Consider the following 16,527-nt stretch of genomic DNA (forward strand, 5'->3'; position numbering starts at 1 on the left):
TCCATTCGATGCTAAGAGGCTTTGTCCATGAGACCGGCCGTCGTCGTCACGGGCATCAGCGGCAACCTCGGCCGCACCCTCGCGAAGCTTCTGCACAAGCATGAGCGCATCATCGGCATCGACCGGCGTCCCTTCGCGGGCCGGCCGAAGGATGTCGAGATGTACGAGCTCGACCTGCGCAAGAAGAAGGCGGAGGACGTCTTCCGCAAGAACGAGGTCCGCGCCGTCATCCACATGGGCATCATGCATGACCCGCGCATGAGCGAGGAGGAGCACCACTCGTTCAACGTCGTGGGCACCACGCGCCTGTTGGAGTACTGCGCGAAGTACGGCGTGAAGAAGGTCGTCGTCCTCTCGTCGGCCAACGTCTACGGCCCCAGCCCGGACAACTCCAACTTCCTCACCGAGGACGCGCCGCTCATGGCGGCCAGCCGCTTCTCCGGCGTGCGGGACTTGATTGAAGTCGACATGCTCGCGCATGGCTTCTTCTGGAAGCACCCCCACATCGAGACGGTGATTCTGCGGCCCGTCCACATCGTCGGGCCCACCATCAAGAACGCGCCGTCCAACTACCTGCGCCTGCGCCACCCGTGGATGATGGCGGGGTTCGACCCCATGGTGCAGCTCATCCACGTGGAGGACGTCGCCCGCGCCATGGTGGCCGCCCTCCGCCCGGAGCCCAAGGGCGTCTACAACGTCGTCGGCCCCGGCGAGGTGCCCCTGTCCGCGGTGATGCGCGAGTTGGGCAACACCCCCATCCCCGTGCCCCACCCGGTGGCCCGGCCCCTGTTGGGCATGCTCTTCAAGTATCGCATCGCCAACTTCCCGCCCCCGGAGCTGGACCACATCCAGTTCCTGTGCGCCGTGGACGGCAGTCGCTGGGTGAACGACGTGGCCTGGAAGCCCCGTCACTCCATGCGGGAGACCATCCGCGCCGTCCTGGCGGACTGAGAGGGGAAAGTCCGAGGGTCCCTGACACGGCTGTCGTGGCTGTCACGACGCCGAAGGCTGGACCCCATGACAGCAGTGTCAGCGCCCCGACGCTCCATCCCTGGGAATGTCGGCGCGGCGCGAGTGCAAGCCCTTGAATCTTCGTGAGCGCGTGTGGGCCCGGAGCCGGGAGCACGGCGTGGCATCGCCATTGCTCTAAGGCTGGGCATCACCGCGCGGCGATGCGGGCCTGGTCACGGCGTCGCTCCGCTCAAATGTCAGGGCGCTCCATTGGGGAGCTCCCGACGTCCACCGCCTCGGCCGGCCCCGAGTCGGTGGACGGATTTTGTAGGGCGCTCCATGGGGGAGTTCCCGACGCCCATCGCCTCGGCCGGCCCCGAGTCGATGGGCGGTTTCTTGTAGGGCGCTCCATTGGGGAGCACCCGACGCCCACCGCCTCGGCCGGCCCCGAGTCGGTGGGCGGTTTCTTTTTTGGGGCAGCCTAGCGCAACTCGTCCGCGAACGGACCCGAGTCCTGCCGCTCCAGCAGCCACGCCCCGTCCTTGTAGACGAACTCGGAGTTCACCACCGAGGTGTGCTCCGTGGCGGAAGGCAGGCGCATCCACTGGATGCGGCTCTGCACCACGGCCCGCGTGCCGTCCTCAGACATCACGACCTCTTCGATTTCGTAGTCGCTGATGGACAGGTCCTTCTCGTCCTGGAGGTCCAGCCGGGCGCGCGTGAAGGCCTGGCGCCGCTCCGGGACGACGAAGCGCGCGGCGGTCCTGAAGTCCTTCCACCGGATGACCTTGTGGAACGACTCCACCACCGGCTTGAGTTCTTCCAGGTTGGATTTCTTGGACAGGGTTGCGCATCCGCCAAGGGCGAGCGCGAGGAAGAGGGCGAGCGGGCGAATCACGAGGTGGGACGGTAGCATCCGGCGGCCGCCCGGGACGAGTTCACGGTGGTATGGTCCGGCTCCTCGCCCGAGCACCGGAGTCGCAAGCCCACATGGCCAAGTCGATGGTGGAGCGTTACGAGCAGCTCCTCCGGCAGGACCCTACGTCTTCCGTATTCGTTGAACTGGCCAAGGCCCTGCTGGAGAAGGGGGACTCGGCGCGCGCCATCGAGGTGTGCGAACAGGGCATCTCGCACCACCCCTCCTCGACGGTGGGGCGGGTGCTCTGGGGCAAGGCGCTGATTCAGCTCGGGCGCCCCGCCCAGGCGATGGAGCAGTTCGACAAGGCCATCGCCATCGAGAAGGACAACCCCTACGCCTACAACCTGATTGGCGAGGTGCTGCTGCAGCGCGGGCTGTATCGCTCGGCGCTGCCGCTCCTGCGCAAGGCGGTGGCGCTGCAGCCCAATGACGGGCGGGTGAAGCTGTGGCTGGAGCAGGCCCAGCAGGCCCTGGCCGGTGGCCCCGCGCCCGTCTTCGCGGACCTGATGGGGTTGGAGAAGGCCGCTCCCGAGGAGGGTGAGGCGGACGGGCGCGAGAAGCCCGAGGCCGATGAGCCCGTCGCCGCGGCTCCGATGGCGGCGGCGCGGCTGCGGGCCGCGGCGCTGGGGGATGCCGCGAAGGCCGCGGGGGGGGCGGGGGCGGCGAAGTCCGTGGGGGCTCGCGCCGCCGCGGACCTGGCGAGCGCCGCTGGGGCGGGCGGGGCCGCGTCGGGTGACGCTTCGGCGGATGCGCCGGGGGTCGCGGGCTCGGATTCCTCCGGTGCTGGGGAGGACGTGGACCTGGGGCTCTCCTCGGAGGCTCCGGTGGTGCGTTCGCCCGAGGCGTCGGAGCCGGGTGCCTCTGCGTCGAGCGCGTCGCTGGGGTTGATCGACAGGCCGATTCCCGTGCTGGGCGCTTCGCCCGGCTCGCTGTTGCCGACCCTGGACCTGGCGCTGTCCGACGAGGACGGCGGGCAGGACTCCGCGGGTCTCGAGACCTCTTCCGGCGCGCTGGCGGGAGAAGACGCCCAGGCGGAGACCGAATCGCGGACGCAGGAGGCCGAGGCGTCGGCTTCCTCGGGTGAGGGCTCTTCCGAGGGCGACGTGGGAGCAGGGGACTCCGCCGCCTCCGAGTCCGAAGAGGACATCCTGCTTCGCTCCAGCGAGTTCACCACCGCGAAGCCGGTGATACCCGCCGCTTCCGGTGGACTCCTGGGGGACCTGCCTCCCGTGGAGCCGACGGGCGCCGCGCCCGTGGTGGCTCGGGCTGCGGGGGCGACGCGGGGCTCTGGCTCCAAGCGCTCGTTGCTCGACGACCTTCCGGATGTCGCGGAGTCGACCGGGCCCTCGGCGAAGCCGAAGGCGGGCGAGTCCAAGCAGGACACCGAGGCCCTCACCGTCGCGTACGAGAAGGAGCTGCGCCAGAAGCTGGCGCGCGAGGCCGCGAAGACGTCGTTCATCAAGCGCAATGGTGTCAAGGTTGCAGGTGCCACGGCGTTGGCGATGGTGCTCATCACCGTCGTCGTCGGCTTCCTGCGCATCCGCGCGGCCTCGGGTGGCCAGACGCTGAACGAGGCGCTCGCCCGCTCCGAGGACCTCATCGTCCAGGACACGCGGGCCTCGCTGAACGGTGCCCTCCAGCAGTTGGGGAGCGCGCTGGAGATGGACGAGGGCAGCAGCCGCGCGTGGGCCCTCACCGCGTGGACGCATGCGCTGCTCTTCGCGGACCACGGCATGTCTCCCGAGGACCGCCTCAAGGCGCTCGAGGCCCTGGAGAAGCCGGGCGTGCGAGAAGCCGCTCCGGGACTGGTCCTCACGACCAACGTCCTCGTGGCGGATGACCGGGGCCGAGAGCCCGCCCGCCGCGCGCTGCTCGCCGCGACGGACGAGAGCACCGAGGTCCACGCGCTCGCCGCGAGCCTGCTCCTGGCGTCGAAGGACGAGAAGAAGGCGCTCGAGCGCTTCGACCGCGCGCTCCGCGCATCCCCGTCCAACGTCCGCGCCCTGGTGGCGCTGGGGGGCTACTACCTGGCCTCCGAGGACTTCCCGCAGGCCATCGAGATGTTCGCGAAGGCGCGCACCAAGTCGCCCAAGCATCCCTTGGCGCGCATCGGACAGGCCGAGGCCCGGCTGGCGCAGGAGCAGGACCTGGAGGAGGCGCTCGCGGACGTGGCCCCGCTGGCTGCCGACGCGGAGCTGCCCACCGCCCTCGCGCCGCGTCAGCAGTTGGTGCACGGCCAGCTCCTGGCCGCCGTGGGCAAGCACGAGGAGGCTCGCGCCCTGCTGTCGAAGGGGACTCAGGGGCCGCTGGCCTTCGACTTCCAGCTCGCGCTCGGGGCTTCGAGCCGCGCGGCGGGGAAGCTGGACGCCGCGCTCGCCGCATACGAGGCGGGCTTGAAGCTTCAGCCCAAGAGCGACGAGGCCCGTGAGGGTCTGGGGCGCACCCTGCTGGACAAGGACCGCGAGCGCGAGGTGCTCACGCGCCTGGAGGCCGATGGTGGCCGCAAGGTGGCCCTGGTGCGGGCCTCCGCGTATGCGCGCCTGGGCGACTGGAAGCGCGTCCGCACGGAGCTGGCGCGCACGCGCGTCAACGAGCGCTATCCCCCCGAGGCCGTGTCGCTCCTGGCCCTGGCCGACTCCGCCGAGGGCAATGGCACTCAAGCGCGCGAGCTGCTCGAGAAGGCGCTGGCCGCCTCGAAGCGTCCGCGCAACGACATGCGGCTGGCGCTGGGGCAGCTGTACTGGCGCGAGCGCGCGCTCGACAAGGCCCAGGCCCAGTTCGAGGAGGCGCAGAAGAGCCCGCGCGACTACGAGGCGTCGTGCTCGCTGGGGCGCTTGCTCCTGTCTCGAGGCCTGCCAGACATGGCGCTCAAGCCGCTGATGCAGGCGGTGGAGCGCAATGGCGCGCACGGCGAGGCGCGAGATGCGCTGGGCCGGACGCTGCTGGCGTTGGGCCGCACGCCCGAGGCCCTCAAGCAGTTCGAGGCGTGGCAGCTCGACAACCCGGGCAGCGCTGGCGCACAGAAGGGCTTCGCGCTGGCGCTCTTCCAGTCTGGCCGCCGCAAGGAGGCGGAGGGCGCCGTGGGGCGTGCGGCGAAGCTGGCCCCGGACGACGCGGAGTCGCACCGGCTGCGTGCCGCCATCCTCTTCGGCGCGGGTGATGCCAAGGGCGGCTTCTCCTCGCTGGAGCGCGCCAACAAGCTGGACCCGAAGGACCCGGACACCTTCTGTGAGATTGCCCACGCGTTCCTGCGGCAGGGCAACACGGACAACGCGGATGCCGCCTTCGCGGCCGCGAGGCGCGAGGGCCCCGACGCCACCTGCGGACGGGTGGGCGAGTTCTACGTGCAGCTGCCGAGCGGTGGCCGCACGGTGGCGCGCACGCTGGCGGACCTGGCCGCGCGGGCCCCCACCCCGTGGGACAAGGCCTTCGCCCAGGCCGCCATGGCCCGTGTCCTCCTGGGCGCGGGAGTGCTGAAGGAGGCGCGCGCCGCCGCGGATGAGGCCGTCCGCCTGGCGCCGTTCGAGGGGCGTTCCTACCTTGCGCTCGGCATGGTCGCCCTCAAGCAGAGACAGGAGGCCGCGGCGAAGACGGCGCTCCTGAAGGCCGTGGAGCTGGAGCCCACGGACGGGCCGGCCTACCTAGCACTCGCGGACGTGCTTGTCCGGGAGTCCGCGGAGCTGGTGCGGGCCGTGGACGCGTATGAGACCTTCCTCCGTCTGGCCGGAGACAGCGAGGATGCGGCGCGCGTGAAGAAGGCGCTGCCGTCCCTCAAGAAGAAGGCGGCTCGTTAGCGTGAGGACACCTCCCTCCGGCTCGGGGCCCGAGTCCCCGCTGCTGCGCATCATGTGGGGCAACGCCTTCCTGCTCTCGATGCTCTACCTGCTGGTGGGCGTCGGGGTGGAGATCGCGCTGCGCATGTTCCCCTCGCGCTTCCTGCAGCGCCTGTCGCTGTCCCTGGACTCCCTGCCCGCACGGGCCTTGGAGCTCATGGGCGCGATGGACCCGCTGCGCACGGCCTTCTTCAACGGGCGCATCTCCGAGTCCGGAGTGCGCCTCATCTTCGGCCTCACCACCGTGGTGGTCATCTTCCTGCTCGCGCTCGTCGTGGGCACCGTCATGGGCACCCTGCGCTACTTCATCGCCCGCGCCGCCTATCGACGGGGTCGCTGAAGTCCAGGGGCGCCGTCAGTCGGAGGCGCCCGCGCGGCGGATGCGGGGCTTGCGAGCCTTGCTCATGGCCATGGGGACGACCTGGGGCTCATGCCCCGCGGCCCGGGCCATGAGACAGATTTCCACCACTTTGGGGCCGAAGCGCTCCCAGCGGCTCTCGCCCGTGCCCTTCACCGTGAGGAAGCCCTCCCGGTCGATGGGCAGCGTCGCGGCGAGTCCCAACAGCGTCGCGTCGTTGAAGATGATGAAGGGGGCGACCCCCAGGTCCTTCGACAGCTCCTTGCGCCAGCGCCGCAGCTCCGTCGAGGCCAGCTCGCTGTAGCTCGTCACCGGGGCGGCAGCGGCGGCCGTCCGCGCTCGCGACGCGGAGGGGCCACCGGACAGCAGCACCGGCATCTTCGCGGGCGCGCAGACATCGCAGTTGCCGCACGCGTCCTCCACGTCCTGCTGCCCGAAGTAGTGCAGGACGCTCCTCCGCCGGCAGCGCTGCTCCCGGTCCGCGTAGGCGTAGTCCGTCATCCGCCGCAGGAGCTGGAGGTTCTGCCGCTCCTGCTCGCGCACGTGGCTCAGGTCCATGCCCATCTCCCGGAAGGGGAGGCGGACCAGCGCGCGGATGGAGCGTCCGGAGAAGGGCCTGCGCACCTTCACCACGCCCGACTTCTCCAAGAGGCCCAGCGCGTGCCGCACCTCGTCCACCGTCAGCCCGACGCGCCGGGCGAGGATGGTCAGCTCGGTGGTGGACTGCCGCCCCACGGGGAAGGTCTCCAAGAGCGACTTCAGGAGCCGCTGCGCGTCCGCCGCATGCGGGTGCGCTCCCTGGGCCTTCTCCGTCAACGTCACCCCGTGCGCCCCCTCGCCGCGGTTGCCTCGCTCCAGCTTCCCCGCGCGCTCGAAGATGCGCACCGCGGCGGAGACCTCGAACTCGCTGGCGTTCACCATGCCCGCGAGCACGTGGACGCCTCGCTCGAACTCCTCCACCGACTGGAGCACGCCCCACACGTCCGCGAGGACCGCCTCCGACGGGTGGTTGCCCTGGATGAGCCGCTCCTGTGTGTAGACATCCGCGTGGTTGAACAGCAGCACCGCTCGCGCATCCCCTCCGTCGCGGCCCGCGCGACCAATCTCCTGGTAGTAGGCCTCCACCGCCCGGGGGATGTTGGCATGGGCGACGAAGCGGATGTCCGACTTGTCGATGCCCATGCCGAACGCATTGGTGGCCACCGCCACCGCGTCCTTCGCGGACATGAACGTGTCTTGCGCCCGCCGCCTCGCGTCGTCGTCCATGCCCGCGTGGTACAGCACCGCCTTCACGCCTCGGCCGTGCAGCTCCGAGAAGACACCCTCCGACGCGCGCCGCGTCGAGCAGTAGATGATGCCGCTGCCGCCCAGCGCCGCCAACCGCGCGCAGGCCTCGTGCCGGTCCGAGTCCCCGCCCACCTCCTGCTTGCCGAGGAAGAGGTTGGGCCGGTCGAACCCCATGGCGAACTCCCGGGGCTCCTTCATCAGCAGCACCCGGACGATGTCCGCGCGGACCTCGGGCGTGGCCGTCGCGGTGAGCGCCACCGTGCGCGGTGGGCGCAGCCGCTTGCGCACCTGCCCCAGCAGCGCGTAGTCCGGCCGGAAGTCGTGGCCCCACTGCGAGATGCAGTGCGCCTCGTCCACCGCGAACAGGTCCACGCCCACGTCGGAAATCGTCTGGCAGAAGCTCGCGCTCCGGAAGCGCTCGGGCGCCACGTACAGCAGCTTGTACTCACCCGCGCGCAGCCGGCGCATCCGCTCCGCGCGCTCCAGGTCCGACAAGGACGAGTTGATGAACGTCGCGGAGATGCCCCGCGCCGTGAGCTGCTCCACCTGGTCCTTCATCAGCGCAATCAGCGGGGACACCACCAACGTCACCCCCGGCAGCAGCGTGGCCGGAAGCTGGTAGCACAGGCTCTTGCCCGCGCCCGTGGGCATCACCACCACGGTGTTGCGCCCGCTCAGGACGGTGGAGATGACCTCGGCCTGGCCCGGACGGAATTGTGCCAGACCGAAATGGCGCACCAGGCCCTGCTGAGCTTGCTCGAAATAGGGCAGGGCCAACGGCATCGCTCGCATGTTCACCATCCTGGACCGGCCGTCAACGGAAACACGGCCCCCACGCCCACCTCACAGCTCGAGCCCCGGCGGTACCGGGACAGCCAGGCGGGCCCGCTTCAGCGCCACCTCGAGCACTCGCAGCGCCGTCGCCTCCGGCTCCCTCCGCCCATCCACCACCACGTCCCCCTCGCGGGCCTCCGAGGGCAACGCCGTGCGCTCCACCGTGCAGGCCTGCCCGGTCTCCAGCCGCACCACCTGCGCCCGCGTGTCCTCGAGCAGCTCCACCTGCACCATCCCCACCAGACAGCTCATCCTCAGCCACCTCCCTGCGCCGCGTTCCATTCCCACGCCGACCCCCGTTCCTGTTCGGGGAGCAGCCCTCGCTCCAGCATCGACACGAAGGCCCCGTCACCCACGACGAGGTGGTCCAGCACCTTCACGTTGATGAGCCGCGCCCCCGCGACGAGGTGCCGCGTCAGGCCCACGTCGTGGACGCTGGGCTCCGGGTCCCCCGAAGGGTGGTTGTGCGCCAGGACGATGGCCGTGGCCCGAGACACCAGCGCCGCGGCGAACACCTCTCGCGGGTCCACCGGGCACATGTTCATGGTGCCCTCGGCGACCCGGATGTCGTGCACCAGCACGTTGCGCGCGTTGAAGCACAGCACGTGGAAGACCTCGCGCCGCAGCGCGCCCAGCACGGGCGTCAGGTACGCGTGAATCTCCCGCGCCGTGCGCAGCCGGGGCCTGCGCTCCACCGTCCGCTGCGCGCGCCTGCCCAGCTCCAGCGCCGCCAGCACCTGCGCCGCCCGCCGAGGCCCCATCCCGGGCAGCCCGCTGAGCTCCACCGGCTCCGCCTGCAGGAGCGCCTTGAGCCCGCCGCAGTGGCGCAGGAGCGCCTCGGCTTCCTCATGCGTGCCGCGCGCCCGAGGGGATGCGCCCCACGCGACACACAGCAGCTCCGGCTCCGTGAGGGCCTGGGCCCCCAATCGGAAGATTCGCTCCCGGGCCTGCTCCACGCTTCCAGCGGCCCGCGCCTCCGCCGACACTTCGTCCACCCACGCCTCGCCCATGCTCCACTCCATCCCGCCCACCTTCCCGGCGCGGCGAGAGAGCAATGCATGTGCCCGTGGCCTCTGCCTGGAGCGCACCCGGCGCCCATCCAACCACCGCCGCGAGCAGCCCATCCGCTGGACGGGCACCGCGACACCACCCCGTCTCGCGGAGCGAGAGCGAGGCTCCGGTGTGCCCTCCTCAGAAGCGGGAGATGGCGAAGAACGCCTTGATCTTGTCGTTCGTCTCCCGAAGTCGCTCGCTCAGCGTCCGGACGAACGTCCACAGCAGCACGTACGCCAGGTCCTTGTCGGTGAACATGAGCTGGTCCAGCTTGGAGCGTTCAATGGCCCACACCGAGCAGGAGACGTGGGCAATGGCGTCCGCGGAGCGCGGCGAATCCTCGATGACCGCCATTTCTCCGAAGTACTGGCCGGGCTCCAGGATGGCGAGCGCCTCCTCGCCAATCCCGGGGACGGACTTGGAGATGCGGACCTTGCCCTGGGCGATGACGAACATCTCCTGGCCGGCCTCCCCCTCACGGAAGAGGAAGGCGCCCGCAGGGTAGTCCCTGGTGTGGCCGAGCTGAGCCACCTTGGCGAGCTGGCCCTGGGTCAAACCCTCGAACAGCGCAACCTTTCTGAGGAGCTCGGCATCCATGAGGCCAGCTTCGTATCACGTGCCCGAGGGCCTCTGGTACCTTGCGGCCTCAACGGAAAGAGGGAGGAGTCACCCGTGGCGGAGGAGAAAATCAACAAGGTGACCATCATCGGCTCGGGGCCGGCGGGCTACACCGCGGCCATCTACGCCGCGCGCGCCAACCTGGAGCCGGTGGTTTTCGCCGGCGGTCCCACGCTGGAGCACCCCCAGCGCGTGCCTGGCGGGCAACTGATGGTGACGACGGACGTGGAGAACTACCCCGGCTTCCCGGAGGCCATCACCGGCCCGGAGCTGATGGAGCGCTTCCAGAAGCAGGCGGAGCGCTTCGGCACGGCCATCCACATGGAGAACGTGGTGAAGGTGGACTTCAGCCAGCGCCCCTTCCTCATCGAGAGCGAGAGCGGCCTGAAGGTCCGCTCCGAGACGGTCATCATCTCCACGGGCGCCACCGCCAAGTGGCTGGGCGTCAAGGGCGAGGACCAGTTCAAGAACCGGGGCGTGTCCGCGTGCGCCACCTGCGACGGCGCGTTCTTCAAGAACCAGGAGGTCCTCGTCGTGGGCGGCGGTGACACGGCCATGGAAGAGGCCACGTACCTGGCGAAAATCGTCAAGCACGTCACCCTCATCCACCGCCGCGACTCGCTGCGCGCGTCCAAGGTGATGCAGGACCGCGCGCTCAAGAACCCCAAGATCTCGTTCCTGTGGAACTCCGCGGTCGAGGAGGTCATGGGCGACAAGAAGGGGATGACGGGCGCGGTGGTGCGCAACCTCAAGACGGGCGACAGCCAGCTGCTCGCGGCCACGGGCCTGTTCGTGGCCATTGGCCACACGCCCAACACGGAGCTGTTCCAGGGCATCCTGGAGACGCACCAGAGCGGCTATCTCAAGACGGTGCCGGGCTCCACGCGCACCAACATCCCGGGCGTCTTCGCTTGTGGCGATGTGCAGGACAGCTACTACCGGCAGGCCATCACCGCCGCGGGCACGGGCTGCATGGCGGCCATCGACGCGGAGCGGTGGCTGATTGAAGAGGGCGAGTAGCCCGCTTCCCGCCGCGTGACGCATGCTTCGGGCCGGTCCGCCTCCCTTGGGCGGGCCGGTCTTCCCAGGACCCCCATGAGCACGAAGCAGAAGACCCTGGCGGTGCATGCCGGGACACGGCTGACGGGCAGTCGGGCCGTCCCCATCTCTCCACCCGTGTCCGTGTCGGCGGTGAGCTGGTTCGACAGCAGTGACGACCTGGACGGCGCGCTGGACGGCAAGGACTTCGCCTACGCCCGCATCAGCGCCCCCAACACCCTGCTGCTCGAAGAGGCCGTGGCCGCGCTCGAGGGCGCGGAGGCCTGTGTGGCCTACGCCAGTGGCATGGCCGCGCTGCGCTCCCTCTTCGAGGCGCAGGGCTTCAAGCCCGGCGACCGGCTGGTGATGCCCGCGGACGGCTATGGCGTCACCCGCGCGCTCTACAAGAACCTGTGCGCCGCGCTGGGCGTGGAGCTGCACGCGCTGAAGCTGGCGGACGCGGGGATGGACGCGCGCATCCGCGAGCTGAAGCCTCGACTCGTCCTGGCGGAGAGCATCACCAACCCGCTGCTGCGTGTCGCGGACCTGCGCCTGCTCGCCAAGTCGTGCCGGGACGTGGGCGCGGCCTTCGCGGTGGATGCGACGTTCCCGTCGCCGACGGGGCAGCGCGCGCTGGAGCTGGGCGCGGACTACGCGGTGCAGTCCACCAGCAAGTGGCTCAACGGGCACAGCGACGCGCTGGGCGGCACCGTGAGCGGCTCGCGCGCGCGAATCGACGTGCTGCGCTCGGCGCGCATCCTGACGGGAGACGTGCTCGGCGCCTTCGAGGCGTGGCTCACGTTGCGCGGCCTGCGCACGCTGCCGGTGCGCATGAAGGCCCATGTGGAGCACGCGGCCCACGTCGCTCGGAGGCTCGCGGAGTCTCCGCTGTTGGAGCGCGTCATCTACCCCGGGCTGTCGTCGCATCCGGACCATGCGGTGGCGCGCGAGGTGCTCCACGACGGAGGGCCCATGGTGTCCTTCGAGATTCGCGGCGCGGCCCGCCCGGAGGCCCTGCGCTTCCTGGAGGCGCTGCAGGTGTGCAAGCCGGCGCCGTCGCTGGGAGACGTGGGCACGCTGGTGATGCACGCGGCCAGCGCCAGCGCGCGCCGCATGACGCCCGAGGAGCGCGAGGCGGCCGGAATCCGCGAGAGCCTCATCCGTGTCTCGGTGGGTTTGGAGGACCCCGACGACGTGGTGGAAGACCTCCTCCAGGCGGTGGCGCGAGGAGTGGGTCGATGAAGATGGTGGATGTCGGCGCGAAGCCGAAGACGGAGCGCGTGGCGGTGGCCACGGCGTTGCTGCGCATGTTGCCCGCGACGCGGGAGCGCATCCTCGCGGGGAAGGTGGAGAAGGGGGACGTGCTCGCGGCGGCGAGGCTCGCCGGCATCATGGCCGCCAAGCGCACGCCGGACTTCGTCCCGCTGTGTCACCCCATCGCGCTGTCCGGTGTGGAGGTGACGCTGGAGCCCGTGGCCCAGGGGCTGACCATCCGCGCGACGGTGCGCACCGTGGACCGCACGGGCGTGGAGATGGAGGCCCTCACGTCCGCGTGCGCGGCGGCCCTCACCGTCTATGACATGTGCAAGAGCGTGGACCGGGGCATGGTGGTGGAGGCCGTCCAGCTCGAGCACAAGTCCGGCGGCCGCTCCGGCACCTGGGAGCGCGGCGAGGAGGCCCCCTCCAAACCCGCCCGGAAGCGCGCGAAACGCTAGGGGACTCGACGGGCCCCGCGCGACGCGAGCCCTGCGGGCTTCGGACTGTCGGCTCCTGGACGGGGCGAGTGTGGCCCTCAACACGGCCCTTCCTGAACCCGTGCCCTCCGGGGCTCCCCCTTGTCGACGAAGGCGTCCAGATTGGCCTCGCCACTGGAGCCCGGCGGTCGCCGGACTTCGTGGGGGAGGTCACAGGGGTGTTCTACGACAGGTCGACCCACTCCACCTTGGCGCTCCTGGTCGCCATGCTGGGGATGGGCTGTAGCGTCGCCTCGGTGGATGACGACGCGTCAGGGGGACGGACGCAGGTGGCCGAGAAGCCCCGTCCGCGCTGCATCACCCCATCCGAAGGCCGCCGCGCCATCTCCAAGAACCCGAAGGAGTGCCCGCACATCTTCTTCGTCTGCGCGCCGGGAGAGACGCCCTTCTTGGATGCGTGCGGCTGCGGCTGCGAGCGAAGGTGACGTGAAGCCCGCTATTTCCTCGCCGCGCCGGCCTCCGCGTGCAGCCGCTCCAGGAAGAAGGCCACCACGACGAGCGCGTGCGTGATGTGCCCCTCCAGGATGAGCCGAGGCAGCTCCGTGCGCGGATGAAGCTCCACGGCGATGTCCTCGCCTTCGTCCGGCCGGCCGTCATGGACCTTCACGCAGTCCAGCGCGAGGAAGCTGTGACAGCGGTTGTCCTGCACGGCGGGGTTGGGATGCACCGCGCCCAGCGGCACCAGCCGACCGTGCCGGTAGCCCGTCTCTTCTTCCAGCTCGCGCGCCGCTGCGGCGGCCGGGTCCTCGCCGGGGTCCACCATGCCGCCCACCACCTCGAGCGTGTTGGCGCCGATGCCGAAGCGGAACTGCCGGACGAACACGAGCTCGTCCTGCGCCGTCACGGCGATGACGTTGACCCAGTCCGCGCAGTCCACCCGCACGCGTGACTGCTCCAGGTTCGTCCTCGGGTCCGCCCACACATCCGAGCGCACCTTCAGCACGCGGTAGTCATGCTGCAACCCCTGGCGCAGTCGAGGCCAGGGCTTCACCGTCTGGGGCATGGCTGTGTCTCTCCCGGGCCCCGCGGTCGCGCCAAGGGCCTTGGTCCGTCAGTTGAGCAACGAGGCGCGCTCGCGCAGCTCCCGGGCCGTCAGCTCCAGCCGCTCGCGGTCCGGTGCCTCCGGAGAGAGCTCCAGGCACCGCTCCACGTCGCGCAGCGCCGCGCGGTAGGCGCCCAGGTTCGCCAGCAGCGCCGCGCGGGTGCGCAGCTCTCCGGGATGGTCCGGCGCCAGGAGCAACAGCAGGTCCACCACCGCCAGCCCGCGCTCGCGGTCCTCGCGGCCCAGGTACACCCGCCGGAGGTTGGACAACATGCGGTAGGCAATCAGCTCCACCGGCGCGGGAGCGAGCATCGCCCGGTCGAACTTGAGCTGCGGGGCCACGCGCTTGAGCAGCTCCTCGCAGCCGTGCTCGGTGAGGATGTCGCCGTCGTGGAACGGGTCCATCACCAGCTTGTGGTCCCCCGCGTCGTGGGCGACCAGGAAGTGTCCAGGAAACGGCACTCCGTAGAGCGGGATGCCCGCACGGCGCGCCACCTCCAGGTACACGACGGACAGCGTTATCGGCAGGCCCAGCTTCCGCTCCAGCACCTGGTCCAGGAAGCTGTTGTCCGGCGCGTGGTAGTCGTCCTCGTTGCCTCGGAAGCCCTCGATGTCGGAGAGCACGTGGCGCAGCGCGCGCAGGGGCGCCAGGGCCTCACCCCGCTCCTTGAGCCGCTCCGTCTCCACTTGGACCCGACACGCCAGGACGTCCAGCACGTGGAGGCAGGCGGGCGCATCCAGCTCCGGCCTGTCGAGCGTGGCGATGGCCAGGGCGGCCAGGTCCAGGCGAGGTGGCTCCGCGGCCAGCGCCGACACCAACCGTTCCCGGGCCAGCGGCGGGCTCAATCCTGTGGGGATGCTCACGGCGCCAACCACTAACGCACGCCGGGCCCGGCGGCAAAGGCAGCCAGCCAAGCGTCAGAAGGTGGGCGGTGCATACGGAAGCCTCCCCTTGATTTCCGTGCGCAGGGCCACCTGGGCCGAAATCAACCCCGCCAGGATTCCGTCTTCGTACTCGAAAGTCGGGTGTTCCTTGAGTTCAGGGAAGTCGTGGGGGTTGCGGAGCTCCTCGGGGGTGAGGTTGGGGACGGCCTCCCGGGCCAGGCGCAACACCTTGGCCTGCTGCTGGAGAATCATGCGCTCGAAGAGCTGGGAGGACAGCTCCAGCATCTCGTGGGCCACGTCTTCCGTCATGTGTGCCTACTCCTGGGCGATGTCCCACTTGGCCCGGCGGTAGCTGTAGCGGAAAGCCGCCTCGTCCGCCTCTTTCGCGAGCCCCTCGCCCTCCCGGCCGTCCAGGAAGGCGACGAAGTCGAACTGCCGGTCCTCGCGCCCGTGCTCCGAGTCGAAGAGTCGCACGAGCTCGTTGGCGGGCAGGGTGCGGCGGCCCACGACGTCGACCAGGGGCACGTTGAGTCCGCGCATCTCCTGCGAGGGCGCGTAGGACTTCCACACCAGCTCCGTGCACACCAGCGTCTGGTCGGAGAAGAAGTCGAAGTCGAAGTCGTAGGGGCGGCCCTGGTAGCCGAAGGCGCGGAGGATGGCGCGCGCCTTGTCCAGGCGGGACAGCCGGGGGCGCATGACGCCCAGGTAGTCCACGCGCATGCCGTGCTCGGGGCCCGTGAAGCTGACGCCCTCGCTGATGGACTCGATGATGCGCAGGGCATCTCCGTGCGGGTCCTTCTGGAGGTACGCGGACCACTTCTCCGGGAAGGCTCGCTCCAGGTGGCCGGCGAAGGACGCCGGAGCGCCGGGGAGGGTGGCGAGCCACGCCTTCACGCTCGCGTCCGTGTCGAAGTAGCGGGCCAGCTCCGGAGCGGTGCCGACGTAGAGCTCCGCGTGGGGCCAGAAGCCCGGCAGGCCGATGTTAGAGAGGTACCAGTTCTGCCGCGCCACCATGACGTCGCCGGGCTCCATGCGCTGGAGGAGCGCGTCCACCTGCTCGCGGCGGATGAGGGGCTTGCCGGTGCGGTGCACGCGGGTGTCGCCCATCCACTCGGCCACCGAGCGCTGCACGGGGAAGAAGGCCCGCTGCGCGGTGTCCTGGGTGACGTCCGCCGCGGCCTTGGCGAAGAGCGTGGCGCCGCGCTTGCGGAGCAGTCCCCGGGCGACCTCGCTGTTGAGCTTCATCTCCTGCAGCACCCACGGCACCCGTGGCGCGTCCACGGCGCCGGCCTTCACGAGCAGCGGCCGGAGCTGCTCCTTGTAGGTGTCACCCGTGTAGAGCTGCGTGGTGGTTGCCACGTGGATGACCTTGTCCTTGAAGCGGGCGAAGGCGCGCGGGGGCAGGCCGAACTCGGGAGCGGGCTCATCCAGGAGGACCTCCAGCTGCTTGCGGCCGTTGGTGAGCTGCGCGTAGGTGAGGCCGTGGGCCAGCTCCGTGGTGAGCGCGCCGTGGGTGAGCAGGAAGCCCCAGGCGTGCTTCTTCGGCTGGAGGAGCGCGGGCACCTTCACGAAGTCCCAGTAGCGCTGGCGGATGACCTCGGTGGACAGGAAGTAGTCGAAGAAGGTGGCCCAGGTGGTGAGCAGCCGCTGCTTCTGGTCCGGCGTGTACGGGACGCTCTGCTTCTGCGCGTAGAGGTCCTTGGCCTGCTTGAGCTCCTCCTGGAGACGACGCAGGCCCTGGGTGTTGCGCTCGAGCGCCACCAGGTCGCGTTGTGCCTGGGCGACGAAGGCGTCGTCGTCGAGCGAGTAGATGCCGCGGGGACTGGAGTCGGCGGGGGCCGGCGACGGCGGCGTGCTGGCGAGCGTGAGCCAGACGAGCAGCAGGGGTGCGGCGGTCATGGGTGGAGGCTCCGGGCGGCGGTGCGGCGGGTGGGACTCTACCTCGGGAGGTGCCG

Annotated in this window: 16 protein-coding genes; 7 read left to right on the forward strand and 9 right to left on the reverse strand. The window is 70.4% G+C overall.

Translation table 11 applies throughout. The features are described 5' to 3' along the window. Nucleotides 1–27 precede the first annotated feature (27 nt). Nucleotides 28–951, forward strand: a complete 924-nt coding sequence (locus MYSTI_RS11005; protein WP_015347821.1) for an SDR family oxidoreductase — start codon at nt 28–30, stop codon at nt 949–951. 481 nt (nt 952–1,432) lie between these two features. Here the strand turns inward: MYSTI_RS11005 and MYSTI_RS43760 are convergent, their stop codons facing one another. Continuing rightward, nucleotides 1,433–1,867: a hypothetical protein gene (locus tag MYSTI_RS43760; protein ID WP_233278235.1), complete on the reverse strand. Its 435-nt coding sequence runs from the start codon at nt 1,865–1,867 to the stop codon at nt 1,433–1,435. Nucleotides 1,868–1,941: 74 nt separating this feature from the next. On the opposite strand from MYSTI_RS43760, the gene MYSTI_RS11015 reads away from it, so the two are divergent. Together MYSTI_RS11015 and MYSTI_RS11020 are read left to right on the forward strand one after the other, a co-directional pair. Further along, nucleotides 1,942–5,664 (forward strand): tetratricopeptide repeat protein, encoded by a 3,723-nt coding sequence (locus MYSTI_RS11015; protein WP_015347823.1) that lies wholly within the window; start codon nt 1,942–1,944, stop codon nt 5,662–5,664. Between the two features lie 52 nt (nt 5,665–5,716). Then, nucleotides 5,717–6,043, forward strand: a complete 327-nt coding sequence (locus tag MYSTI_RS11020) for a hypothetical protein (protein ID WP_044283523.1) — start codon at nt 5,717–5,719, stop codon at nt 6,041–6,043. Nucleotides 6,044–6,058: 15 nt separating this feature from the next. Here MYSTI_RS11020 and MYSTI_RS11025 read toward each other — a convergent pair whose 3' ends face one another. The 4 genes from MYSTI_RS11025 to MYSTI_RS11040 all read right to left on the reverse strand — a co-directional run bounded on the left by MYSTI_RS11025 (nt 6,059) and on the right by MYSTI_RS11040 (nt 9,832). Beyond that, nucleotides 6,059–8,149, reverse strand: coding sequence for a RecQ family ATP-dependent DNA helicase (locus MYSTI_RS11025; protein WP_044279488.1), 2,091 nt, complete (start codon nt 8,147–8,149; stop codon nt 6,059–6,061). A gap of 42 nt (nt 8,150–8,191) precedes the next feature. Further along, a complete protein-coding gene (locus tag MYSTI_RS11030; RefSeq protein ID WP_015347826.1) occupies nt 8,192–8,434 on the reverse strand; it encodes a hypothetical protein in 243 nt (80 codons plus the stop codon). Between the two features lie 2 nt (nt 8,435–8,436). Further along, nucleotides 8,437–9,204 (reverse strand): RadC family protein, encoded by a 768-nt coding sequence (gene radC / locus MYSTI_RS11035; RefSeq protein ID WP_015347827.1) that lies wholly within the window; start codon nt 9,202–9,204, stop codon nt 8,437–8,439. A 169-nt stretch (nt 9,205–9,373) separates the two neighbouring features. Beyond that, complete coding sequence (locus tag MYSTI_RS11040; protein ID WP_015347828.1) at nt 9,374–9,832, reverse strand: cyclic nucleotide-binding domain-containing protein; 459 nt, start codon at nt 9,830–9,832, stop codon at nt 9,374–9,376. Between the two features lie 75 nt (nt 9,833–9,907). Between MYSTI_RS11040 and trxB the strand changes: the two genes are divergently transcribed. From trxB to MYSTI_RS11060, 4 genes are all read left to right on the forward strand, one after another. Beyond that, on the forward strand, nt 9,908–10,873 hold the full coding sequence (trxB, locus tag MYSTI_RS11045; RefSeq protein ID WP_015347829.1) for a thioredoxin-disulfide reductase: 966 nt from the start codon (nt 9,908–9,910) through the stop codon (nt 10,871–10,873). A gap of 75 nt (nt 10,874–10,948) precedes the next feature. Continuing rightward, nucleotides 10,949–12,133: a trans-sulfuration enzyme family protein gene (locus MYSTI_RS11050; protein ID WP_015347830.1), complete on the forward strand. Its 1,185-nt coding sequence runs from the start codon at nt 10,949–10,951 to the stop codon at nt 12,131–12,133. Then, nucleotides 12,130–12,606: a cyclic pyranopterin monophosphate synthase MoaC gene (moaC, locus tag MYSTI_RS11055; RefSeq protein ID WP_015347831.1), complete on the forward strand. Its 477-nt coding sequence runs from the start codon at nt 12,130–12,132 to the stop codon at nt 12,604–12,606. Before MYSTI_RS11050 ends, moaC begins: the two co-directional genes overlap by 4 nt. 197 nt (nt 12,607–12,803) lie before the next feature. After that, the gene (locus MYSTI_RS11060) at nt 12,804–13,070 is read left to right on the forward strand and encodes a hypothetical protein (RefSeq protein WP_015347832.1); all 267 of its coding nucleotides are present in this window, start codon (nt 12,804–12,806) and stop codon (nt 13,068–13,070) included. Between the two features lie 11 nt (nt 13,071–13,081). Here MYSTI_RS11060 and MYSTI_RS11065 read toward each other — a convergent pair whose 3' ends face one another. From MYSTI_RS11065 to MYSTI_RS11080, 4 genes are all read right to left on the reverse strand, one after another. Beyond that, nucleotides 13,082–13,648 (reverse strand): NUDIX hydrolase, encoded by a 567-nt coding sequence (locus MYSTI_RS11065; RefSeq protein WP_015347833.1) that lies wholly within the window; start codon nt 13,646–13,648, stop codon nt 13,082–13,084. A 48-nt stretch (nt 13,649–13,696) separates the two neighbouring features. Then, nucleotides 13,697–14,521 carry a SirB1 family protein gene (locus tag MYSTI_RS11070; RefSeq protein ID WP_084668311.1) on the reverse strand — a complete coding sequence of 275 codons (825 nt, stop codon included), beginning with the start codon at nt 14,519–14,521 and terminating at the stop codon, nt 13,697–13,699. An 84-nt stretch (nt 14,522–14,605) separates the two neighbouring features. Further along, a complete protein-coding gene (locus tag MYSTI_RS11075; protein ID WP_015347835.1) occupies nt 14,606–14,881 on the reverse strand; it encodes a hypothetical protein in 276 nt (91 codons plus the stop codon). A gap of 6 nt (nt 14,882–14,887) precedes the next feature. Next, entirely contained in the window at nt 14,888–16,471 is a 1,584-nt protein-coding gene (locus MYSTI_RS11080; protein WP_015347836.1) for a hypothetical protein, read from the reverse strand. Nucleotides 16,472–16,527: the final 56 nt, after the last annotated feature.

This window comes from Myxococcus stipitatus DSM 14675 (assembly GCF_000331735.1).
Taxonomy (GTDB): Bacteria; Myxococcota; Myxococcia; order Myxococcales; family Myxococcaceae; genus Myxococcus; species Myxococcus stipitatus.